Here is a 22,000-nt window from a genome sequence, read left to right as displayed (position 1 = left end):
CGTTTAATCTCCTTGTCTTTTGAGATTTTTTATTTTTGCTGTTTTTGGTCTGGATTTAAATAGCCCGATTGGTAAACGAACGTACGTATCCTTTAGATCTGAAAACGGTGAAGACAACACTGGTGTGAAATAGTCAAAACCAAAGGTCTTTAATTGCATCAAGTGACAAAGCACAAATAAATAACACATGATTAAGCCGTATAATCCAAACAATGCTGAACTAAAAATCGCCATAAACCGCAAAATACGCAGTGGGAAACTAAAGTCATATGACGGTGCCGTGAAGTCAGCCAATGCAGTCAGTGACACAATAATCACCATTAAGGCACTGACGATATTAGCTTGGACAGCTGCCTGACCAATAATTACGCCGCCAATGAGCCCAATTGTCTGTCCGATGGCTCTTGGAAGCCGTAGTCCAGCTTCACGCAGCAGCTCTATCGTAAAAGACATGAGAATGGCTTCGACAACAGGAGGGAAGGGAACATTCTGCCTGCTGCCTGCGATGGTGAGTGCCATTCTTGTCGGTAATAAACCGGGATGATAAGAGACAAGTGCAATGTAAAGCCCGGGTAAAAAAATCGTGAGGAGCACGGCAATATAACGAAGTAAACGCAAAAGAGTCGCGCTTGTCCACCTCTGATAATAATCTTCCGGAGATTGCATTAAAGCTGTAAGTGTCATAGGTAAAATAAGGGCAAAAGGAGTCCCATCGAGCAAAATGGAGACTTTTCCTTCAAGCACAGATGCAATCACCCGGTCAGGACGTTCTGTGTTTTGAATTTGTGGAAAAATGGAGATGTGACTGTCCTCAATCAACTGTTCAATATAGCCGGTTTCAGGGATGTCATCCATTTTGATTTCGGTCATGCGTGATAGAACATCTTCTACTAGTTTAGGATCAGCAATATCGCGAACATACACAAGAGCAGCGGATTTTTTATTGCGAGTACCGATACTCACCTTTTGAATCACAAGATTTGGGTCGTTTGCCCGTTCACGGAGTAAAGCCGTGTTTTTTTCAAGATTCTCAATAAATCCGATCCGTGGTCCTCTCACTAGAACTTCAGATTGCGGCTCTTCTACTTCCCTAAATTGAAAAAGATTTGTATGGAGCGCAAGCGCTTGAGCCGCTCCATCTACAAATAAAATAGCCTTGCCGCTATATAACTGCTCGATGGCAAGGTTCATATCATCCAGCACATCATTTTGAATGCCAAAGAACGTTTTTGAAAGGGAGGAAAGTGTAGTAGAACCAACCTCAGTGATGTCGAGTTCCTTTTGCATTGGTGAAATGATTTGCTTAGAAAGCATCTCAAATTCTGTGAGTCCTTCAACGTACACGAGACATGCAGAAATAGTGGAAGGACCAAATGAAAAAGAGTGGAACACGATATCATCACTTCTTCCGGCAAAGCTTTTGACACGCTTAATGACGGACGCTATATCTTGTTCAATACGACTTTTCATAATACCTCACCCTCATCACATGTTTTTTATAGAGTGACTCGGAAGGTGGAGAATTATACAAATAGAAAAAAGAGAATCCTGGATAGGAATTCTCTCGTTTGTTTATCTTGCAAGCCATCCGCCATCAACAGCTAAAATGTGGCCGTTCATATAATCAGAAGCTGGTGAGCTAAGGAAAACAGCAGCACCGGCTAGATCCTCAGGCTTTCCCCAGCGCCCGGCGGGAATTCGTTTCAGAATCTCTTCATTTCGATTTTCATCGTCACGAATGGCTTGTGTGTTATTAGTCGCAATATACCCAGGCGCAATCGCATTCACTTGAATATGCTGGCTTGCCCATTCGTTGGCAAAAGCTTTCGTCAGCCCAGCGACAGCATGCTTACTTGCTGTATAAGCAGGGACAAAGACGCCGCCTTGAAACGATAGAAGGGAGGCGATATTAACGATTTTCCCTTGCCCATTTTTCAGCATCTGCTGTCCAACCTTTTGCGTGAGGAAAAAGAGACTGTTGATATTCACATCCATGACCGTATGCCAATCTTCCTCTGAATAGTGAGCCGCCTGCTCTCTTTTAATGGTTCCAGCATTATTGATTAAAATATCAATCGTATGCTTCTTTAATATGGCATCGACAGCTTGCTTTGCAGACTGAGGATTAGAAAAATCAACCTGAACCGCATGAAATGATCGGCCTGCCTGTTCGACAAGTGTCTTTGTTTCTTCAAGCGGTGTGTGATGGTACGTACCGATGATATCTGCACCTGATTTGGCAAGCGCGACGGCAATGCCTTGCCCAATGCCGGTTCCGGGGCCTGTCACAAGGGCTGTTTTTCCTTCAAGGGAAAAGAGGGACGCTGCATATGAAGTTGTCATCATCCTCGTTACCTCAGCTGATCCATTGGGACAAAGTCCATATCTTTGAACGTATAGTTTTCGCCCGCCATTGCCCAAATAAATGAATAATTCGCTGTTCCTGAGCCTGAATGAATGGACCAGGCAGGTGAAATGACTGCTTCCTCATTTGCCACCACAAGATGTCTCGTTTCAGATGGCTCCCCCATAAAATGAAAGACCCGTGCATCCTCTTCGATATCAAGATATAAGTACACTTCCATCCGGCGATCATGAATATGAGCGGGCATCGTGTTCCATGTGTTATTGGTTTCAAGCTGAGTGATGCCCATCATGAGCTGACAGCTTTGGATGCCATCTGCATGGATGACTTGATACAGGTTTCGTACGTTGGAAGCAGCTGCTTCCCCTAAGTGGTTTGGTGTTAATTCAGCGATGGCTGCTTTTTGCGTAGGGTACGCCCTGTGAGCCGTGGCTGATACTAAATAGAACTTGGCCTGCTCGCCTGATGAACTAGTAAACTGTACATCTTCGTGACCAAGGCCAATATATAAGAAATCTTTATGCTCCAGCACAAAGGCCTCACCATCAACAGTGACCGTTCCTTGTCCGCCGACATTCACAATCCCGATTTCTCGTCTTTCAAGAAAATACTCCGTCCGTAAAAAGTCTCCGGCATCTAGTGTGATTGGCTCAGCTGCCGGCATCGCTCCGCCAATCACCACGCGGTCCTCATGCGAGTAATAGAGCTTTAATTCACCACTGACAAACAGCGTAGGAATATGAAAATGACGACGAAGTTCCTCTGTAGTAAAACGTTTGACCTGCTCAGGATGTACAGCATAACGATTTTCCATTTGGATAAGCCTCCCTTTCCATCTGAAACAAATATTGATATTTATTTGGTATCGGTTTCAAGGAAAATTTTAGAGGAAAAAGAGAGCGTCGTCAACCGTTATTTTGAAATCGCTTTCTTTTACTCTGATTAGACAAATTTTTTCTATCATCATACAAAAAAATCTTCTGAAATGCGTTCAATTATGATATGCTCTTTTTAAGTTTATTTGAAATCGGTTTCGAACCAAATGAGAAGATCAATTGTGGGAGTTTTTTTGAATGAAAGAGAAAAAGCAAACGAAAGTCACCATTAATGAAGTTGCAGCTTATGCAGGGGTCTCAAAATCAACTGTATCCAGATATATCAATGGCAGAACAAATGAAATTTCTTCAGAAAAGGTAAAAAAAATCAAGAAAGCCATTGAGGAACTCCATTATCGTCCGAGTCAGCTTGCTCAAGGATTGAAAGTCAGAAAAAGCAAGGTCATTGGGTTTATTGTAGCCGACATTACGAATCCATTCTCTGTGGCAACACTTCGCGGGGTCGAAGAGATTTGTGATGAATATGGATACAGCATCATGGTGTGCAACACAGATAATCGTCCAGAAAAAGAACGGGAAATGCTCCTAAAGCTGAATGCACATTATATTGAAGGGCTCATCATCAATACGACAGGACAGAACAATGACATTCTGGAGGATTTTAAGAAAAACGGTGTACCGATTGTTCTTGTAGACCGGAAGCTGCCTGAACTGAAAGTCGACACAGTGACCACGAACAACCGTGATATCACCATCCGGCTGCTTCAAAAAATGTATGAGAAAGGCTATGATCACATCGCTTTCTTTACTGAGCCTGTCGATGGAATCAGCCCTCGTGAAGAACGAAAGGAAGCATATGAACAGACAGCTTTGAGTAAACATAAGAAGCCGATCATTGCAGAAATTGATTTAAAGCAAAAGGAACAAATGCGTGAAGAGATTGTCCGTTTTTTACAATCAAACGAACAGAAAAAAGCGATTTTAGCCGGTAATGGATTACTCATGCTGAAGCTGATTAGTGAACTTGTAGAGCTTGGGGTGAAGATACCTAAAGAGATAGGCATTGCAGGGTTTGATGATACAGAATGGTATAAGCTGATTGGACCTGGAATCACAACGGTTGCCCAGCCATCTCATGAAATGGGGAAAGCAGCCATGCAAAAAATCAAGACGCGGCTAGAAGGGGATGAAAGTGCGCCCCAAACGATTCAGCTTGATGGAGAAATCATTATGAGGAAATCTTTATAAATGATAGGCAGAGAAGAGTATACATACGTGCATGCTCTCTCTTTTTCAACCGATTTGAAACCGGTACCAAGAAAGGGGAGAAATGAGTGAAAGCGTTGGATGCGGTCACATTTGGGGAATCAATGGCGATGTTTTATGCAAAAGAAGTTGGAGAGCTTCATCAAGTGCATACATTCCAAAAGGCACTTGCTGGTGCAGAGAGTAACGTGGCTGTCGGCTTGGCGAGGCTGGGCTTTCATGTGGGCTGGGTGAGCAAAGTCGGAGCAGATTCACTTGGCACATTTATTTTAGAAGAGCTTCAAAAAGAGGGTGTCGATACAAGTGCAGTGCTCCGTTCAAATGATGGGTCTCAAACGGGAATCTTACTTAAATCAAAAGTGACGGAAGGAGACCCTGACGTCACGTATTATCGGAAAGGCTCTGCTGCGAGCACAATGAGTCCAAGCGACTTTCCCGCCGCTTATTTCAAACAGGCAGGCCACCTTCATATGACTGGTATTCCGCCTGCCTTATCCAGTGAAATGAGAGCGTTTTCTTTTCATGCCCTTCAAGAAATGAAGGAAGCGGGCAAAACCATTTCATTTGATCCAAACCTAAGGCTTCAGCTATGGAAAGAGGAGAAAGATATGATTCAGACGGTGAATCATATCGCCTCACAATCGGATTGGTTTTTTCCAGGGCTTGCAGAAGGGCAAAGGCTCACAGGTTATCACGAGCCAGAAGAGATTGCAGATGTTTATTTGCAAAAAGGTGTCAAGCTAGTGGTCATTAAGCTAGGGGCAGAAGGTGCCTTTTATAAAAGTGCAGCCGGTCAGGGAATTGTGAATGGGTTTTATGTGCAGGATGTCGTAGACACAGTTGGAGCTGGTGATGGATTTGCAGTGGGGGTCATCAGCGGCTTGCTTGACGGCTTATCACATGAAAAATCCGTGACAAGAGGCAATGCGGTCGGGGCACTTGCAGTGATGTCACCTGGCGATAAGGACGGACTGCCAACCCGGAAGGAACTTCAAGCTTTTATGAAAGAAGCCAAGCGATATCAAAGGCGGGAGTATATGAAAGGGGATGAGAGATATGGAAAAGTCAGCAAGTTTGAGCGTTAAAAAGCAGCTAGCGTCTTGTAAATTAATTGCAGTGGTAAGAGCGGGTAGTGAAGCAGAAGGCATTGAAATGATTGAGCGTTTAAAGAAAAAAGGGGTCCGTGCCATTGAAGTGACATATACCACGCCAAATGCTGAACGCATCATCGCATCCTTCCAAGAGGAGCAGGACCTCATTGTAGGAGCGGGAACAATTACGACGCTGGAGCAGGCACAATCAGCCATTGAGGCAGGCTCACAGTTTATCGTTAGTCCAGGATACCTTCCTATAATTGGAGAACATCTTTCATTTTACGACACACTCTATGTACCAGGGGTTCTCACCCCGAGTGAAATCATGCAGGCAAAAGCAGATGGCTATTGCTTGCTCAAGCTTTTTCCGAGCGGCTCTTTCGGTTTATCCTATATGAAAAACTTACAAGGTCCATTTCCAGAAATTGAATTTATCCCTACGGGCGGCATTCATCCAGCTGATGTTCCAAAGTGGCTCAAAGCAGGCGCGGTGGCTGTTGGTGTCGGAAGTCAGCTTGAAAGCAGTACAGCAGAGGAATTACAAGCCGTTCTTTCTTCATAAATACTTGTCAAACGAACAAACAACTGGCTCGTTGATGCCGGTTGTTTGTTCGTTTATCTGACATAACAGCAGGTAAACATTTGACTCTTCACGTACAATGATCGTGAAGGAGTGATTGAAAATGTACATTCTACAAGATGAACTCACGGATGGACGAATTGATCAGCTGATTACCGCACATATAGAAGAGATGAAGGAGCATTCGCCGCCAGAAAGCATTCATGCCCTTCCATTAACTGATTTAAAAAAGCAAGATGTCACCGTGTGGAGTGTGCGAGATGGAGAGGAGCTTCTTGGCTGCGGAGCGTTAAGGCAACTGTCAAGTGAACATGGGGAAATCAAATCGATGAGAACAGCAGCCCTCCATATGCGAAAAGGTGTAGCGAGATATATGCTGAATCATCTTCTCCAAGAGGCAAAACGGCGCGGCTACACACGTGTCAGCTTAGAGACAGGCGCAATGGCTTTCTTTGAACCAGCAAGAAAACTATATGAGAGCGCTGGGTTTCAGTATTGTCCGCCTTTTGGTACATATCAAGAAGATCCAAACAGTTTATTTATGACAAAGGAATTATAGAGGTCGAGAGAGTATGCTTATAAGCAGCTCTTTTTTTTATGCGGAAATAGTGGAAAGGAGGAGGACTCGGTGAAATTATCTAAGTGGATTGGAATGAGCGCATTTCTCACATTTTGTGTGGTATCTGTCATCTTCTTAACGTTATTAGGTCAAGATTTATTTAAAATTGAAAGCGCTTCCGATAAAGCGGAGTCAACGTATCAATATCATTTTGTCCTTGTACCGGAGGAACTTGATAATGAATATTGGCAGCTTGTACAAAAGGGAGCTGCGGATGCGGCAGACGTTCATCACGTGTATCTAGAATATTTGGGCCCAAAGCAAGCGGATGTAGACGATCATCTGAAAACCATTGATATGGCAATCGCTGGACATGTTGACGGCATTATGACACAGGGACTTGATGCGAAAAAATACAAACCGCTTTTTCAGAAGGCGAGGGAAAAAGGAATTGATGTTGTCACCGTCGATACAGATGCAGAGGGGAGCAAACGTCAAGTGTATGTAGGAACGGACAATTACTATTCAGGCTTTATCGCAGGACAGGCACTCATTGCAGATACAAAAGGTGAACAGTATGTAGGAATTGTCACAGGCAGGCTGGATGCCATTCATCAAAAGCTGCGTGTCAAAGGCTTTCGAGATGCAGTCTCTGCTGAAAAACGCATTCATATTGCTGGGATAGAAGAATCAGCCATTACGAAGTCAGGTGCCTCAGGTGCCGCTTATAAACTATTAAACGATCATGCGAAGCTTACTGCATTTTATGGTACAAGTGCTTTAGATGGTGCAGGCATCATTCAAGCAATCGCACAGTATCGATCAACCACTGATTTTTATGTGCTTGCATTTGACACATTGCCTGATACGATTCAGGCGCTTGATGATGGAACAATTGATGCCGTGGTCGTACAGCATCCTTATGAAATGGGCTATCAAGCGGTTGAATCGCTTGTTCGTTTGCAGAAAGGTGAAAAAGAAGAACCGCTTCAGTACACGGGAACGAGTGTGATCCGGCGCGGGGATCTGCCTCTTCAGCAAACAGACAGAAAGCAGGGGGTGCAGCCATGAGAAGGATTCGAAGTAAGCTGTTATTGGCATTTTTAATCCTTGTGCTTCTTGGCAACGTAGCCGCTTTTTTTGTCTACTGGAGCAGTTCAAAAATCACATCAGAATATAGCCGGAGCTTTCGTTCTTTTCTCCTGCTCAATGATATATCGACAGAAGCGAAAACGATGTATGAAAAGGTCAATGCCTATGCCATTGAAAAGGATCGTAAGTTTGCCAAAGAATATCTTACGTCAAAACAGAAAATGAAATCATACGATCAAGCGCTGCGAAAGGATGCCGGTCTTCATGCGGCAATTCCTTCTATTGAAAAATATCAATATATGATGCGGACGCTCATCAATGAAAGTGATGCGACCATGACACATGTAAAAGAAGGGAAAATCGAAGAATATGCTGCAAGTGTGAAGGAAGTGAGAACCGTCTCCTCCTATATACAAGAGCAGACGATGACCCTGCTTGATGATGAATTATCTGAGTATCAGATACTCTATCAAACTCTTCAAAAAAGGCATCAAACCTATGCGCTCTTTACCTTATGCCTGTTTACGTTATCAATCGGGGTCGCCTTATGGATGGCGTATATGATTGCTGGCGGGATCTCAAGACCCATCGTTCATCTGTCCCGAAGCGTAAAAGAAGTATCAGAAGGAAATTTTGATGGAGCAAATTTGCATGTCACCTCAAAGGATGAAATCTCTGTTTTAAATGAAGCCTTTCAGCGAATGCGGCAAGAGATGAAAATGATGATTGAAGAGATCAAACAAAAGGCAGCATTGGATCAAAAAATCAAAGATATGAAGCTAAAAACGCTGCAAAACCAAATGAACCCGCATTTTTTATTTAACACATTAAACATCGTTTCACGTATGGCTTACTTAGAATCAGCAGAAGCCACATCGAGGCTGATTCAATCCGTTTCCACGCTGATGCGGTATTCGCTGTCTGCTCTTAGTACATCCGTTACATTGGAACAAGAAGTGAAAGTGGTGAAAGAGTATTTTCATATACAAGAAACGAGATTTGCCGATCGTATTACATGCAAAACGTCCATCGATGAATCGTGTTTATCTGTGCATATCCCAAGTCTTACCTTACAGCCGCTTGTTGAAAATGCCTTTATTCATGGCGTCGAGCCAAAGGAGGAAGAGGGACTTGTCGAGCTCTCGATTTATCAAGAAGGTGGCTATGTGATGATTCGGATTCGGGACAATGGGATGGGCATCAATGAACAGGAGAAAAGAAGATTGCTGTCAGAAAAAGAAGAGGAAGATCCGAACATACTGAGTAAAGGCCACTCGACAGGAATCGGTCTTCGAAATGTAATGTCAAGACTGCGTTTGTTTTACGGGGTGCAAGATGCCCTTCAAATTGATTCAAAGCCAAATGAAGGCACCACCATACAATTGGCTATTCCGATGAAGGAGGGACCGGCATGCTGAACGTGCTGATTGTCGATGATGAAAAAATAGAACGGCTAGCGATGCGGAAATTCTTAACCGAATGGGTTCCAGAGTGTCATATAGCAGGAGAAGCGGAAAATGGAAAGAAGGCGGTTGAATTCGTGCGATCTGAGTCCATTCATCTTGTGCTCATGGATATTCAGATGCCTGGCATGGATGGACTGACAGCGATCAAACAGATCAAAGCAATCAGTCCTCATACAAAATTCATTATGCTCACAGCCTACGATACATTCGATTATGCCAAGCAAGCGATGCAGGAGGGGGTGAAACAATACCTCGTCAAACCGGCTGACAAAGATGAAACCATCGCAGCCATTCAATTTGTAGCAGCAGAGATTCAGCAGGAGGCGTCTCTGCGGCAGGCGGCAGCGGCCGATCAGCAGTCAAAGTGGCTTGAAGCGCATGTCATGAACGGTCAATCCTATACATCCATGGAGTTTCAACAACTATTCTCCGAATATGAAGCAGGTCTTATCATTGCTGTTCAGCGGACAGAAGGAGACCAGCTATTGATCGATTTACAGAAATCAGCACGATTTCATACGGTGCCGATTCAGAGGGGGGGAGAACTGTTTACATGCCTCATTTATAGTCAGCAGGGACCAGGTCAGCTAAAGGCAGAGGTGCTGCAAGCCATTCGAGCTGCCATGACAAACGGTCAACCTTCACCTGTCGTTGGCATAGGGCACCCAGTCTCAAACTCGCTTCATCTTCAGAAAAGTGCAGCAGAGGCGAAGCTTTCCTATTATCAGCGAAAAAAGAGTGGCGGCGTTGTTCGTTATGGCTTTTACCAAACAGAGGTGAAGCCCGGTCCATTGATTCATCTGCCGGAGCTTGCAGACAGCATGATGCAGGCGCTCGAGGAAGGGAGAAGAGAGGATGCGCTGGCTTTATTTGATGCCTTTCAATTAGAGGGGGCGACGATTTCGCAGGTAAAAGAACTGCTGATTCTCTTCAAATCACGACTCCGTACAGACCTATCGATATTGACAATCAGCACCGCAGCTGAATGCCGCCAGTGCTGTGAACACCTATTTGATGTGTATGAAGCGAGAACCCAGACCATCAATGACATCGAGCGGGCAAAACGTTACATCAAAACATATTATTGTGAACAGATCACGCTTGAGCAAACGGCCGCTTATGTTGATTTAAGTCCCACCTATTTCACAAAACGATTTAAAGATGAGACGGGTCTGACATTTAAAGAGTATGTGACAGCCTGCCGGCTGGATAAAATCAAAAAGCTCCTCAAAGACAGCACGCTTAGCTTAAAAGAAATTACCTTTCAGGCAGGATATACAGATCCTAATTACGTCAGCCGTGTGTTTAAGAAGATGGTCGGCTGTTCACCGAAGGAATATCGAAAACAGGCCGTAAAAAAATGAAGAATTTCATAAAAAAGTGAAGAAGTTTGCCTGAAAAAAAGCAAGGATCTGCCATTATACTTATTTTGATAACGCTTACAAAATGGGGATAGGGGGATCAATTATGAAGTTCAAATTAGGCTTTACACTGCTGGCACTCTGTATGCTTATCGTCACTGCCTGTAGCTCATCGACGAACTCAGAGGCAAAAAAAGAAGGCGGAGCGGAAAAACTCGAAATTTTCTCTTGGTGGACAGGAGCAGGTGAGGAAGACGGGCTGAAGGCACTCATCCAATTGTTTGAAGAGAAGAATAAAGACATTCCAATTGAAAATGCAGCCGTCGCAGGTGGTGCTGGTACGAATGCAAAGGCTGTTCTGACTAGCCGGATGCAGGGAAATGACCCGCCTGCTACGTTTCAAGTGCATGGCGGGGCGGAGCTGAATGAGAGCTGGGTCGCGGCAGGCAAAATGGAGCCGCTGGATGATTTATATGAAAAAGAAGGCTGGAAAGACAAATTTCCAGAATCACTGATTGACCTTGTCAGCAAAGATGGGAAAATCTATTCCGTGCCAGTAAACATTCACAGGGGCAATGTGCTTTGGTATAACAAGAAGGTATTTGATGATGCAGGCTTAGAGCCGCCAACGACATTTGATGAATTTTTCAAAACAGCAGATGCATTAAAGAAAAAAGGAATCACACCACTTGCACTTGGAGATAAGGAGCCTTGGGCAGCGACTCATTTGTTTGAAAGTGTCTTGCTGGGTGTATTAGGTGCAGATGGTTATCAAAAACTTTGGGCTGGCGACATGAAAATGGATGACCCGAAAGTGAAGGAAGCGGCAGACATCTTTGGACGTATGCTCGAATACGTCAATGACGATCACAGTTCACGTAACTGGCAGGATGCCTCACAGCTCGTGGCAAAAGGAGAAGCGGCAATGAATGTCATGGGCGACTGGGCGAAGGGGTACTTTGTGAATGATCTTGATTTGAAGGTGAATCAAGACTTTGGATACGCGGCGACTCCTGGAACGGAAGGAAGCTTTATGGTGATCACCGATACATTTGGACTGCCAAAGGGTGTGAAACAGCCAGAAAACGTGAAGAAATTCTTATCCGTTTTAGGATCTGTGGAAGGACAGGATGCGTTTAATCCGCTAAAAGGATCGATTCCAGCACGTGTGGATGCAGATGTATCAAAATATGATGAATACGGAAAATCGGCGATGAAGGCATTTAAAGAGTCAAAACTGGCGCCGTCTCTTGCTCATGGCTCAGCTGCTGAAGAAGGGTTTGTGACAAAAGCGAATCAAGCCGTCAATATCTTCGTGACACAAAAAGACAGCAATCAGTTTGTTTCATCTTTAAAAGATGCAATGAAATAAAGACGAAGGAGGCGGCGGCTAGGCACCGCCTCTTTTTTAAAAAGGAGTGTAGCTTCATGCGCATGGACACATCGCCGATGACAAAAACACCTGTGCACAAAGTTAAACGTATGCGGAAAAAATGGAATGGAGACCAGCTGCTGGCGCTGCTCTTTTTAGCCCCGTCAGCGGTTTTATTATTCATCTTTGTTTACGGTTTTATTGGCTGGACAGGATATGTGTCATTATCAAACTGGACCACGCTTGTTCCTGATTTCTCTTTCGCAGGTCTTCGCAATTATGTCATGCTGTTTCAAGATTTCCGCTTTCAATCAGATCTTCGAAACACGGTCTTTTTCACTTTATTTTTTATTGGAGCGGTCATTGTCTCTGGTCTCGCACTTGCGATTTTACTAGACCAGAAGATCAAGGGGGAATCTCTTTTTCGGAATTTATTCTTCTTTCCGATGGCCCTTTCCTTCGTTGTCACAGGAGTCGTATGGCAATGGATTTTAAACCCGTCAACTGGGGTGAATTTATTTTTGAAAACGCTTGGTATCCAGCCTAAGTGGTATACGGATACGAACATATTGGCCGGATTTGTCTGGGGGAAAATTGAGTTTGGTGTACCTGCGGCCATGATTGCTGTTGTGATTGCAGCTGTTTGGCAAATGACAGGCTTCTCTCTGGCGATGTATTTGGCGGGTCTGCGAGGAATTCCAGAGGAAGTAAGAGAGGCTGCTAGAATGGATGGCGCAACGGAGTGGCAGATTTACTGGAAAATCATCTTCCCTCTTTTAAAACCGATTACTGCAAGTGTTGTCATCATCATGGCTCATATTTCTTTAAAGATCTTCGATTTGATTTACTCGATGACAGGACCGGGTGCGAATTTTGTCACGGATGTTCCGGGCGTGTATATGTTTGAAATGACCTTTAGAGGAAACCATTATGCAGGCGGTGCCGCCATTGCGGTTGTCATGCTGATCTCTGTTGCGGTCTTTATCGTGCCATATCTCCTGTCGAGCCGGAAGGGGGCTTCATCATGACAGCCAGATGGTTTGTCCGTCCAGTTCTTTATGCTTTATTGATTTTGTGCAGTCTCTTTTTTCTGATGCCTGTTTATGTCATGCTCGTCACAAGCTTGAAGCCATTAGGTGAAGTCACCCTTGAGCGAATGTGGTCGCTGCCATCTACTATCGATTTTTCAAGCTATCAAATCGCGTTTGAAAAGCTGGCGCCCAATTTAATGAATTCTCTTTATCTTGTCATTCCTGCTACTTTATTGTCCGCTGTTTTAGGTGCAATGAATGGCTATGTCCTATCAAAATGGCGTTTCAAAGGGTCAGAAATCGTCTTTACGCTGATGCTCTTTGGGATGTTTATTCCATATCAAAGTATTCTGATCCCGCTCATTCAATTTTTGCGTGAAGTCGGATTGTATAATTCAATTCCAGGGCTTGTGCTTGTCCATGTCGTATATGGACTTCCGATCACAACGCTCATGTTTCGAAATTTCTATGTGAGCATCCCAGATGAAATGATTGAATCGGCGAAAATGGATGGTGCAGGATTTATCGGGATTTTCAGACATATGATTCTTCCGCTTTCGATCACAGGATTTGTTGTGGTGGCTATTTGGCAGTTCACAAATGTGTGGAATGAATTCTTATTTGCGGTCACGATGACCACTGCGGAGCATCAGCCGGTGATGGTTGCCTTGCAAAATCTATCAGGCAGTCAAATTGTGCAATGGAACGTCCAAATGGCAGGAGCGATATTGGCTGCGCTGCCGACACTACTCGTCTATATTCTTCTTGGGAAATACTTTGTCAAAGGGCTTCTTGCTGGCTCTGTCAAAGGGTAAAATATTTTTTGTGTTATCGTTTTCATTCGTTGTACTGAAAGGATTGACTTCTCTTTAGATAGCGTCATAATAAAAGTTGAGACTTACTAGTTTTCATCAAGCTAGGTAAGGATTATCAAAGGGTAGCAAAGGGAGGAGTCATCCTGAATGAAGCAGTCACCAATTTTTTTACTGCCTGAATTGAAGGAGAGAATATGGGGAGGTACAGCCTTAAGGGATCAATTTGGCTATGATATTCCTTCTGATCAAACGGGAGAATGCTGGGCAATTTCTGCTCATCCAAACGGACCAAGTGTCGTGCAAGACGGTCCATATAAAGGGAAAACGCTGATCGAACTTTGGGACAATCATAGAGAATTGTTCGGGGGGATAGAAGGCGACCGCTTCCCGCTGTTAACTAAAATATTAGATGCAAACCAAGACTTGTCCGTTCAAGTTCATCCAGATGATGATTATGCGGAAAGACATGAAAATGGCGAGCTTGGAAAAACAGAGTGCTGGTATATCATTGACTGCAAAGAAGGAGCAGAAATGATCTATGGGCACAATGCAAGAACAAGAACTGAGCTAGTCACCATGATGAATAGTGGAGATTGGGAAGGTCTTTTGCGACGGGTGAAGATTAAGCCTGGTGATTTTTATTATGTGCCAAGCGGTACCATCCATGCGCTTTGCGAAGGAACGCTTGTCCTTGAAACGCAGCAAAGCTCAGATACAACCTATCGCGTATATGATTATGAACGAAAAGACCAGGATGGCAACGAACGTGAACTTCATTTTGCGCAAGCGATTGATGTCACAACAGTTCCTCATGTAGACGGGTATGCAGATGAATCAGTTGAAACACGCCGGGGAGTGACCATTCGTACATTTGTCGAAGCAGAATATTTCTCTGTGTATAAATGGGAAATTGATCAAAAAGTAGAGCTTACGCAGGATTATCCGTTTTTGCTATGCAGTGTGATTCATGGAGAAGGGTCTTTAGAGCATGACGGACACACATATCCACTGCCAAAGGGCGCTCATTTTATTCTGCCGGCTGAAACAGGAAGCTTCTCAATTGAAGGATCTTGTGAACTGATTGTGTCGCATATATAAGGAAAAGAGGACTTCGAGAGGGTCCTCTATTTTTCTATTGCATAAATGACTTGAAAGAGTACTTGTTTTTGTCGATAAAGAGATTAGTAGACTATTATGCAAAGTTAAGAGAGGGACAGGGAACGTGAAAAAAACCATCAAGATTATGTTACTCGCAGCTGCCTTTGGTATGACATTACACACGGGTAAAGAAGCGCAAGCAGCCTCCTATGTCGATCAATCCATTTATACGATGAACACCTCAAAGGTATTTACAACAGAAGCAGAAGTGAAAAAAGCAGTGGAAACACTAAAGAAAGACAAAAAGTGGACAGCCACTTATCAAACCTCAGGAACTACGTCGACCTATCAGCTCACTGCTTCAGGATATGAGTCGCAAGCAGCAGCGAATGCAAGTGCAGCTGCATTAAAAAAAGAAGTGGGCATGAGTGGTACGGTGTCTCCAGTAGGTGACCGCCTTCCTTTACAAAAGGTCGTATCTGACCCAGTCAATGATGAAAGTCAGGCGAAAAAGCTCTCACTTGAGCTAACAAAAACATCAGGGCTCAATAGCTCCTATGAAGTCATCAATCAAAGCAAACCTTCTTATCAGGTCATATCAGGAACCATTGATTCTGAAACGAAAGTGAAAAATATTCAAACTGAGCTGCAAAAGCAGGCAGGTGTCACCAGTACATACCAAACCGAAACGAAAGCTGGCACTGTGTATCAGCTGATTTCAAGCGGTATTGTTGGACAAAGTAAGGCGAATACCATTCTGCAAGGCTTTCAAAAGGCATCCGGCTTAACAGCAGTGCTTCAAACGGTGACAGCGGGTAAGCCGTATTACATCGTCACATCCGCTGCACAAGCGAACCAGTCGAAAGCACAGACGCTCCTTACCCAGCTGCAAAAAGAAGCAAAGATCAGCGGGAAGATTCAAAAGACTGGTGCCTTAAAAAATGTCTACAGCTTGGAATCAGGCTATTTTAAAGACAACAAACAAGCAGCTTCAGCTGCAGCTCAGATTAAGAAACAAACCGGTGCTGCAGGTGCTGTCCAGCGAGTGGGAAAAACAAAAAATTATATCGTGAAGCTCAATCAATTGAACGATACAGCTTACGGCAAAACGGTAGCCTTTTTCAAGAAAAAGAAATGGCGCTACACGTCCAAAAAGATTTCTTCCACACAGCCATATCAAGTCGTGACGGGAAACCTTTTAGGAGATGACGAGGCGAAAAAAGCAGCGGCTTTCTTCCAAAAGAAAAAAGTATCTGCGACAACGAAAAAAACAGGCAAGGTATCAGACAGCACGTATCGACTCGTCGTCAATCAAGCAGTGGACCAAGCGAAAGTGAATAAAGGTGCCGCCTACTTAAAAACGCAGAAGCTGACAAGCAGCATCAAGACAAGTAAGGGACAAGCTGTCAGCAAAACGTATAGTCTCAAGACAACGCCTGTATATGAACAAAGTAAAGTGAAGCAGGCTCAAGAGATCATCAAGAAAAATGGCATTGCCAGCAGTACAAAAACGCTGACAGAAGCGGTCAAGCAATACCGTATCACGACAGAGCCGACAGTGAATCAGACAAAACTGAATCAAGCACTCAGCTATTTGACGAAACAAAAAATGAAGGCCGCTGCTCAAAAAACAGGCGCAGCCGATTATGCTCAATATCAGATCAAAACAGGTGTCATCTCCACCGCTGCACTGCGTGACCAAGGCTTGGCATTTTTCAAAAAACGGAATGAAACCGCTGCGTATACAACAACAACGAAACCAACTTACAAAATCAACATTACGCAGCAATTTACAGGGTTACCAACTGTAAATGAAGCCATTGCATTTGTGAAAAGCCAATATGGCTGGACCGCCACAGCCGTAAAAATTAAAAATGGCCCAATGGTCATGCAAACGAACTACAACCTTACTGTCAATGAGATGGTCAACAAACAAATGAAGGTATCACCACAGACAGATAGTGCGGCCTATGTTTATGCACCATATGTAGACCAAGCCACATCGACAGTGAATACGGATGGCTTAAATGTCCGTTCTACACCTGATTCTAGCTCTGCAAGCAACATTGTGGCACAGCTCAATAAAGGAGCAAAAGTGAAACAGCTTGGGAAAGAAGGGAACTGGATCAGGATCAACCTCGGCTGGAGAAATGCAAGTGCAGCAGAGGTGCAAAAATATGTAGATCCAGCTAATATTGCCGAAGGCACGCAATCTTATTTTCAATTTCTGAAACTCTCTGAAGCTGCGAATCTCAATCCAGCAGAGGTCAATTCAAAGATTTTAGCAGGAAAAGGGATTCTTGCGGGTAAAGGACAAGCCTTTATTACAGCAGCAAAAACGTATCATATCAACGAAATTTATCTTATTTCTCATGCGTTGCTTGAAACGGGTAACGGAAGTTCCATTTTAGCGAATGGTACATTGTATAATGGAAAGAAAGTTTATAACATGTATGGCATTGGCGCATATGACAGCAATCCAAATTATCTTGGTGCAAAGTATGCGTATGAACAACAATGGTTCACGCCAGAGGCGGCCATTATTGGCGGAGCAAAATTCATTGGCAACAGCTATATCAATAATGCCACATACAAGCAAGATACAATTTATAAAATGCGCTGGTCGGCTGCAGCGACTCATCAATATGCAACAGATATTGGCTGGGCTTCTAAGCAAGTCACTCGCATGTATAGTTTGTATAACCTGCTTGATGACTATACGCTGTATTATGATATCCCGGTGTATAACAAATAAAAAAACGTCCGTGCTTCCTAATGAGAAGCCGGACGTTTTTTGTGTAGGAGCAGCTGCTGTTCAATAAATGAGAGGAGCAGCTGACTGGATTGTCCCTTTGAATATTGGTTCCATTCCTCAGCAAAGGTTTTGATTCGTTCTTTATTGGTTGATCCGTTTAGGTGCAAAAGCTCCTGCAAGAGTATGTCTTGAGTGACGCAAGCCTTACCAGGAATGATATCTTCATACCGATCGACTAAGCCGCGTTTCTCTCGATAAGTGTCTAAGTCATAAGTGAAGAACAACACAGGTTTTTCGAGCAGTGCATATTCAAACACAATCGATGAATAATCTGTCACCAGGACATCACAAGCACAAAGCAATGGATAGAGCGGCTGATCGGACACATCAAATATCCATTCACCGTCTGTTTCTGCTTTCGCTAAATGTTTGACCGCAGGATGAAGCTTGACGAGCAGAATGTAATCGCCATTCAGATCAGTTTGTAACTGCTCTTTTGAAAAAGGCAGCACAAGACCGTCCATTGCAAAGTCTCGATAAGTTGGTGTATAGAGCAGGATCTTTTTCCCTTTTGGAACATTATTTAGCTTCAAGGAAGGCTGGTGCTGTTCATAGTACACATCCGTCAATGGTACACCAGTTGGTAAAAAGCGTTCATCATTGACCCCAAACGAGGTCTTGAAAATCTCACGCATGTGATCTGAGCCTGTCACAATGTAATCGAAAGACGCATAGACACGTTTGAAGCGTTCGATGTCACGGGGACTTCGTTCAGAATTTGAAGCATCTTCGAGCCCGAATTTTTTCAAAGCCCCATTGGCATGCCATACTTGAATACAGGTGGTAGAAGGCCGTTTTCTGAGCACACTCGTCATGAGAAAATAATTATCTGTCACGACAACCTTGCTTTTAAACATCGTATACAGACATTGAATGAGATGGAGAGGATTTTTTTCATGAAAATAGCGAAATGACAGATGAGGCTCGTCCTTTTCTATCGCAGAAGCATGCTTCGTATAGAGGACAGTAAGCTTCATTGTCATGTTCGCCTGTTGTTGATAAGTATGAATGAGAGCAGCCGCATTCTCTTGGAATGAAACAAGCAGCGTCACCTGGTTTTCACGAGGCTTCACGCCGCTCATCAGCCATCCAATGAAAGAAATAAAAGCTGCGTAACATGAAATCATCATTGAGCGTATATTCATCATTTATCAGTCTCTCACAGCTGCTTCGTCTGATCCTTTACTTGCTCAGGATAGTAACGTTTTTTTCCTTTGCTTTCTTTTAATACGGCAAAAGCGTACTTAGGAATATTGAGCATTCGTTTCCATCTCCATGGATTCACAATCAATCTGTACAGCCATTCTGTATTTGTCTTAATCATCCAGCGTGGTGCACGCTTCACCGTTCCGCTAAATACATCAAAGCTTCCGCCTAAACCGATGCAAACAGCCTGCGGGAATAAATGGCGGTATTCGTAAATAAAGTTCTCTTGGTTTGGATAACCTAATGCAACAAACACCATATCAGGTTTCGAGCGCGCGATTTGCTTCGCTACGAAACGTTTATCTGCTTGATAGCCGTCACAGCTTCCGGCAAGGACCACATTTGGATATTCCGTATCAATTCGCTGTTTCACTGCCTCAAGCACTTCTTTTTTCGCACCATATAAAAAGATTCTTTTAGACTGCTTGTTTGCTAGATCAAGCATAGACATGAAGACATCAAAGCCGGCAATTCTAGACTTAAGCGGACTTTGGGTCATGCGGGACATCAATACGACGCCTACGCCATCCGGCAGTACATAATCCGCAGATGAGACGACTTGATGGTACGCATGATCCTTCATGACGGCATAGCCTATCTCTGGATTGACAGTCGCAATCATGGCGCCTCTTCTCTGAGAAATATGATGCTGGTTCATATAGCTGATAAATTCATCTAAGTCGCCGTTTACATAAGAAAGGTTAGAGACCACTTCTGTTTGCATTGTTTAGACCTCCTTTTTAACTTGTTATCTATGAACGTTCATTGTAAATTCATTCTTCGCCTACTCATCATTTTATCACAGATGCTCCATGAAATATTAACAATAACTTTACAAACCTTTAAATTTCATGACATTTTCATCATTTCATCTGGACGATCCTTTGTGAAACATTGATTCTTCGGACTTTTCCTCCTGCGCCCAATAAATTGGAAATAGTTTGTCTTTACATCCGCTTAACGTTTGGTGGGCGCTGTGATATAATGAGGTTCCGAAGAGCGAATCGAATATCACAGAATTACGGATAAATTACTGCACGAATGCAGTCGAATAAGGATTGAAGAAAGGAGTTTATGTTTGCAATGAAGAAAGTTATTACTTACGGTACATTTGATTTATTACACTGGGGGCACATTAAGCTGCTAGAACGTGCAAAGCAGCTCGGAGATTACTTAGTGGTGGCCATCTCTACAGACGAGTTTAATTTACAAAAATCAAAAAAAGCTTATCACAGCTACGAGCATAGAAAGCTGATTCTTGAAACCATTCGTTATGTAGACGAAGTCATTCCAGAAAACAGCTGGGATCAAAAAGTCCGTGACGTGCAAGAGCATGATATCGATGTGTTTGTCATGGGAGATGACTGGGAAGGTAAATTCGATTTCTTAAAAGAACATTGCGAAGTCGTATACTTGAAGAGAACAGAAGGCATCTCGACAACACAAATTAAGGAAGAAATTGCGGGACTTTAATAGATCGAAAAAAAGTACTTCTTATCTTTTGGTGAGAAGTACTTTTTCATGTAAAATACAATGAGCAAGTCATCATTATTTTTAAGGAGAGCTTCCTTTGTTTCAAAATTGGATGAAGAAAAAAGTTGAAGACACATTGGATCAATCTGAACAACATGAAACGATGGCATCAATGGACGTGCCTGATATGGACTATTACTTTATTGTGGGTGATGTGCCAAAACAGGATGAGAGCTTAACGAAGTCTTTAAAGACAAGGATTAAGCCTTTGGCTGATCAACATAAACGTACTGCAATTTTAACTTTAAATTACGATGCAAATGTGAAGGAACGTATTCACAGCTTGGAGGAGACATTTCCTAGCCAAGTGGACATCTTGAATGTATTTGAACACTACATCTTACCGGAAAGCGGAAGTAAAAGACGTTACTCAGAATTTATTGCTGGTGAATCGTCACATCAGATCAATGAAGCTATTTTTCCAGAAGATACGTCCGCGATTCAAGTGACGAGATATGAATTGCCTTCTTCTCCCATTTGTTATATTGATCAATATAATGAAAACCAGCAATTAGTGAAGAGGGAAGAATACAATTGGCAGGGCATTTTGTGCAGAGTACAAAGCTTTGTTCCACATACAGGTGCTCTATACTTAGAGGAATTAATCAATGACGAAGGCAGCATCTATATGGAGATCATTTATCCTGGTGATGCAAAAAAGAATCCAGTTCGGCATATTAATTGGTATAAAAAAACAGGAATTCAAACATTTACAAAGAAGACGGATATTAAACAATTATGGCTATCCAGCATTCAATCACAAAATGACCGTTTGAAACTGATGATCACAGAGGATCGTGATCAGGACCGCCACCTGTTTAAAATCGATCAGCCTGAAACAACCTATTACGCTGCATTTGTGCATCACGCACATTATGAAGAAGACCTGCATCAAGTCAATTCTCAATATGGAGAATTATTTAAACAAATAAGAAAACAGCAAGTGGATGCTGTCTTTTTTGGGGATACTAAACATAAAGAAGATGTCGAAAAACTATTGGGAGAACAAGCCTATTTTTATCTTGTTCCTTCTGACGAAGAGACTGTTTGGAATACGGCGATTCATCATATGCTTGAAAATCGTGAGCATAAAGATGAACTGAGAGGGATCGTTGACAGCATGAAATGGGTCTTGCGTGATCTAAGCTCTGAGCATCATGTTCTTCACCTTCAACTCGAGTTAAAAGATGAAATGAGTCATGCGGATCATGTGCAAATTGATTTCGCAGGATATGATCGAGTGAATGGAGCTGAAATCATCTCTCAAACAATTGATGAGAACCATCAAGTCAGCTTCCCAATCGGCCATTTTCAAACAAAGAAAAACATTGAAATCAACCAAACGAAATTTGTGGATTTTTACATTCGTTTTAAAACAGAAGAACTTCAAGAGGTTTTGCAGCGTCTAGAAATAGAAGGTGAGCTGCTTACGAATAAACCATCGTCCATCGATGGATGGTCATATCAAACGAAACAAGGCAACTATTCTTGGAAAGTGAAATAGTGATATA

General features: G+C 43.1%; 19 protein-coding genes. 14 read left to right on the top strand and 5 right to left on the bottom strand.

Annotation, left to right across the window (positions count from 1 at the left end):
- Positions 1–3: 3 nt before the first annotated feature.
- The 3 genes from H7F25_RS15295 to kduI all read right to left on the bottom strand — a co-directional run bounded on the left by H7F25_RS15295 (position 4) and on the right by kduI (position 3,179).
- Entirely contained in the window at positions 4–1,470 is a 1,467-nt protein-coding gene (locus tag H7F25_RS15295) for a spore germination protein (protein WP_024423661.1), read from the bottom strand.
- Positions 1,471–1,572: 102 nt separating this feature from the next.
- A complete protein-coding gene (kduD, locus tag H7F25_RS15290; RefSeq protein WP_024423660.1) occupies positions 1,573–2,346 on the bottom strand; it encodes a 2-dehydro-3-deoxy-D-gluconate 5-dehydrogenase KduD in 774 nt (257 codons plus the stop codon).
- A 5-nt stretch (positions 2,347–2,351) separates the two neighbouring features.
- Entirely contained in the window at positions 2,352–3,179 is an 828-nt protein-coding gene (gene kduI / locus H7F25_RS15285) for a 5-dehydro-4-deoxy-D-glucuronate isomerase (protein WP_024423659.1), read from the bottom strand.
- A 259-nt stretch (positions 3,180–3,438) separates the two neighbouring features.
- Here kduI and H7F25_RS15280 point away from each other — a divergent pair, with 259 nt between their 5' ends.
- The 12 genes from H7F25_RS15280 to H7F25_RS15225 all read left to right on the top strand — a co-directional run bounded on the left by H7F25_RS15280 (position 3,439) and on the right by H7F25_RS15225 (position 17,690).
- Positions 3,439–4,449, top strand: a complete 1,011-nt coding sequence (locus tag H7F25_RS15280) for a LacI family DNA-binding transcriptional regulator (protein ID WP_103131700.1) — start codon at positions 3,439–3,441, stop codon at positions 4,447–4,449.
- A 122-nt stretch (positions 4,450–4,571) separates the two neighbouring features.
- Positions 4,572–5,552, top strand: coding sequence for a sugar kinase (locus tag H7F25_RS15275; RefSeq protein WP_234107954.1), 981 nt, complete (start codon positions 4,572–4,574; stop codon positions 5,550–5,552).
- On the top strand, positions 5,524–6,123 hold the full coding sequence (locus tag H7F25_RS15270) for a bifunctional 4-hydroxy-2-oxoglutarate aldolase/2-dehydro-3-deoxy-phosphogluconate aldolase (RefSeq protein WP_103131698.1): 600 nt from the start codon (positions 5,524–5,526) through the stop codon (positions 6,121–6,123). Before H7F25_RS15275 ends, H7F25_RS15270 begins: the two co-directional genes overlap by 29 nt.
- A gap of 121 nt (positions 6,124–6,244) precedes the next feature.
- On the top strand, positions 6,245–6,700 hold the full coding sequence (locus H7F25_RS15265; RefSeq protein ID WP_044333324.1) for a GNAT family N-acetyltransferase: 456 nt from the start codon (positions 6,245–6,247) through the stop codon (positions 6,698–6,700).
- A gap of 69 nt (positions 6,701–6,769) precedes the next feature.
- The gene (locus H7F25_RS15260) at positions 6,770–7,771 is read left to right on the top strand and encodes a sugar-binding protein (RefSeq protein ID WP_103131697.1); all 1,002 of its coding nucleotides are present in this window, start codon (positions 6,770–6,772) and stop codon (positions 7,769–7,771) included.
- On the top strand, positions 7,768–9,210 hold the full coding sequence (locus H7F25_RS15255) for a sensor histidine kinase (RefSeq protein WP_103131696.1): 1,443 nt from the start codon (positions 7,768–7,770) through the stop codon (positions 9,208–9,210). Before H7F25_RS15260 ends, H7F25_RS15255 begins: the two co-directional genes overlap by 4 nt.
- The gene (locus H7F25_RS15250) at positions 9,204–10,622 is read left to right on the top strand and encodes a response regulator (RefSeq protein ID WP_103131695.1); all 1,419 of its coding nucleotides are present in this window, start codon (positions 9,204–9,206) and stop codon (positions 10,620–10,622) included. Before H7F25_RS15255 ends, H7F25_RS15250 begins: the two co-directional genes overlap by 7 nt.
- A 103-nt stretch (positions 10,623–10,725) precedes the next feature.
- The gene (locus H7F25_RS15245) at positions 10,726–11,991 is read left to right on the top strand and encodes an ABC transporter substrate-binding protein (RefSeq protein WP_103131694.1); all 1,266 of its coding nucleotides are present in this window, start codon (positions 10,726–10,728) and stop codon (positions 11,989–11,991) included.
- A gap of 56 nt (positions 11,992–12,047) precedes the next feature.
- Positions 12,048–13,019, top strand: a complete 972-nt coding sequence (locus H7F25_RS15240) for a carbohydrate ABC transporter permease (protein ID WP_103131693.1) — start codon at positions 12,048–12,050, stop codon at positions 13,017–13,019.
- On the top strand, positions 13,016–13,837 hold the full coding sequence (locus H7F25_RS15235; RefSeq protein WP_044333316.1) for a carbohydrate ABC transporter permease: 822 nt from the start codon (positions 13,016–13,018) through the stop codon (positions 13,835–13,837). Before H7F25_RS15240 ends, H7F25_RS15235 begins: the two co-directional genes overlap by 4 nt.
- A gap of 147 nt (positions 13,838–13,984) precedes the next feature.
- Positions 13,985–14,935, top strand: a complete 951-nt coding sequence (gene manA, locus H7F25_RS15230; RefSeq protein WP_044333314.1) for a mannose-6-phosphate isomerase, class I — start codon at positions 13,985–13,987, stop codon at positions 14,933–14,935.
- Positions 14,936–15,059: 124 nt separating this feature from the next.
- A complete protein-coding gene (locus H7F25_RS15225) occupies positions 15,060–17,690 on the top strand; it encodes a glucosaminidase domain-containing protein (protein WP_103131692.1) in 2,631 nt (876 codons plus the stop codon).
- Between the two features lie 17 nt (positions 17,691–17,707).
- Here H7F25_RS15225 and H7F25_RS15220 read toward each other — a convergent pair whose 3' ends face one another.
- Positions 17,708–18,898 carry a CDP-glycerol glycerophosphotransferase family protein gene (locus H7F25_RS15220; RefSeq protein ID WP_080780817.1) on the bottom strand — a complete coding sequence of 397 codons (1,191 nt, stop codon included), beginning with the start codon at positions 18,896–18,898 and terminating at the stop codon, positions 17,708–17,710.
- A gap of 11 nt (positions 18,899–18,909) precedes the next feature.
- Complete coding sequence (locus tag H7F25_RS15215) at positions 18,910–19,680, bottom strand: WecB/TagA/CpsF family glycosyltransferase (RefSeq protein ID WP_024426277.1); 771 nt, start codon at positions 19,678–19,680, stop codon at positions 18,910–18,912.
- A gap of 359 nt (positions 19,681–20,039) precedes the next feature.
- Between H7F25_RS15215 and tagD the strand changes: the two genes are divergently transcribed.
- Both tagD and H7F25_RS15205 read left to right on the top strand, forming a co-directional pair.
- Positions 20,040–20,429, top strand: a complete 390-nt coding sequence (gene tagD / locus H7F25_RS15210) for a glycerol-3-phosphate cytidylyltransferase (RefSeq protein WP_008343212.1) — start codon at positions 20,040–20,042, stop codon at positions 20,427–20,429.
- A 97-nt stretch (positions 20,430–20,526) separates the two neighbouring features.
- The gene (locus H7F25_RS15205; protein ID WP_103131691.1) at positions 20,527–21,993 is read left to right on the top strand and encodes an alpha-glucosyltransferase N-terminal domain-containing protein; all 1,467 of its coding nucleotides are present in this window, start codon (positions 20,527–20,529) and stop codon (positions 21,991–21,993) included.
- Positions 21,994–22,000: the final 7 nt, after the last annotated feature.

It is taken from the genome of Bacillus sp. PAMC28571 (assembly GCF_014250435.1).
Lineage (GTDB): Bacteria > Bacillota > Bacilli > Bacillales > Bacillaceae > Bacillus > Bacillus safensis.
The sequence above is the reverse complement of the archived record's forward strand: the minus strand, read 5'-3'. Positions and strand labels throughout refer to the sequence as shown.

Coding starts and splice junctions, on each gene's coding strand:
- kduD (WP_024423660.1), bottom strand. CDS start 2,346: ATGATGACAACTTCATATGCAGCGTCCCTCTTTTCCCTTGAAGGAAAA.
- H7F25_RS15215 (WP_024426277.1), bottom strand. CDS start 19,680: ATGCAAACAGAAGTGGTCTCTAACCTTTCTTATGTAAACGGCGACTTA.
- H7F25_RS15250 (WP_103131695.1), top strand. CDS start 9,204: ATGCTGAACGTGCTGATTGTCGATGATGAAAAAATAGAACGGCTAGCG.
- kduI (WP_024423659.1), bottom strand. CDS start 3,179: ATGGAAAATCGTTATGCTGTACATCCTGAGCAGGTCAAACGTTTTACT.
- H7F25_RS15295 (WP_024423661.1), bottom strand. CDS start 1,470: ATGAAAAGTCGTATTGAACAAGATATAGCGTCCGTCATTAAGCGTGTC.
- tagD (WP_008343212.1), top strand. CDS start 20,040: ATGAAGAAAGTTATTACTTACGGTACATTTGATTTATTACACTGGGGG.
- H7F25_RS15270 (WP_103131698.1), top strand. CDS start 5,524: ATGGAAAAGTCAGCAAGTTTGAGCGTTAAAAAGCAGCTAGCGTCTTGT.
- manA (WP_044333314.1), top strand. CDS start 13,985: ATGAAGCAGTCACCAATTTTTTTACTGCCTGAATTGAAGGAGAGAATA.
- H7F25_RS15255 (WP_103131696.1), top strand. CDS start 7,768: ATGAGAAGGATTCGAAGTAAGCTGTTATTGGCATTTTTAATCCTTGTG.
- H7F25_RS15280 (WP_103131700.1), top strand. CDS start 3,439: ATGAAAGAGAAAAAGCAAACGAAAGTCACCATTAATGAAGTTGCAGCT.
- H7F25_RS15245 (WP_103131694.1), top strand. CDS start 10,726: ATGAAGTTCAAATTAGGCTTTACACTGCTGGCACTCTGTATGCTTATC.
- H7F25_RS15235 (WP_044333316.1), top strand. CDS start 13,016: ATGACAGCCAGATGGTTTGTCCGTCCAGTTCTTTATGCTTTATTGATT.
- H7F25_RS15275 (WP_234107954.1), top strand. CDS start 4,572: ATGGCGATGTTTTATGCAAAAGAAGTTGGAGAGCTTCATCAAGTGCAT.
- H7F25_RS15220 (WP_080780817.1), bottom strand. CDS start 18,898: ATGATGAATATACGCTCAATGATGATTTCATGTTACGCAGCTTTTATT.
- H7F25_RS15265 (WP_044333324.1), top strand. CDS start 6,245: ATGTACATTCTACAAGATGAACTCACGGATGGACGAATTGATCAGCTG.
- H7F25_RS15240 (WP_103131693.1), top strand. CDS start 12,048: ATGCGCATGGACACATCGCCGATGACAAAAACACCTGTGCACAAAGTT.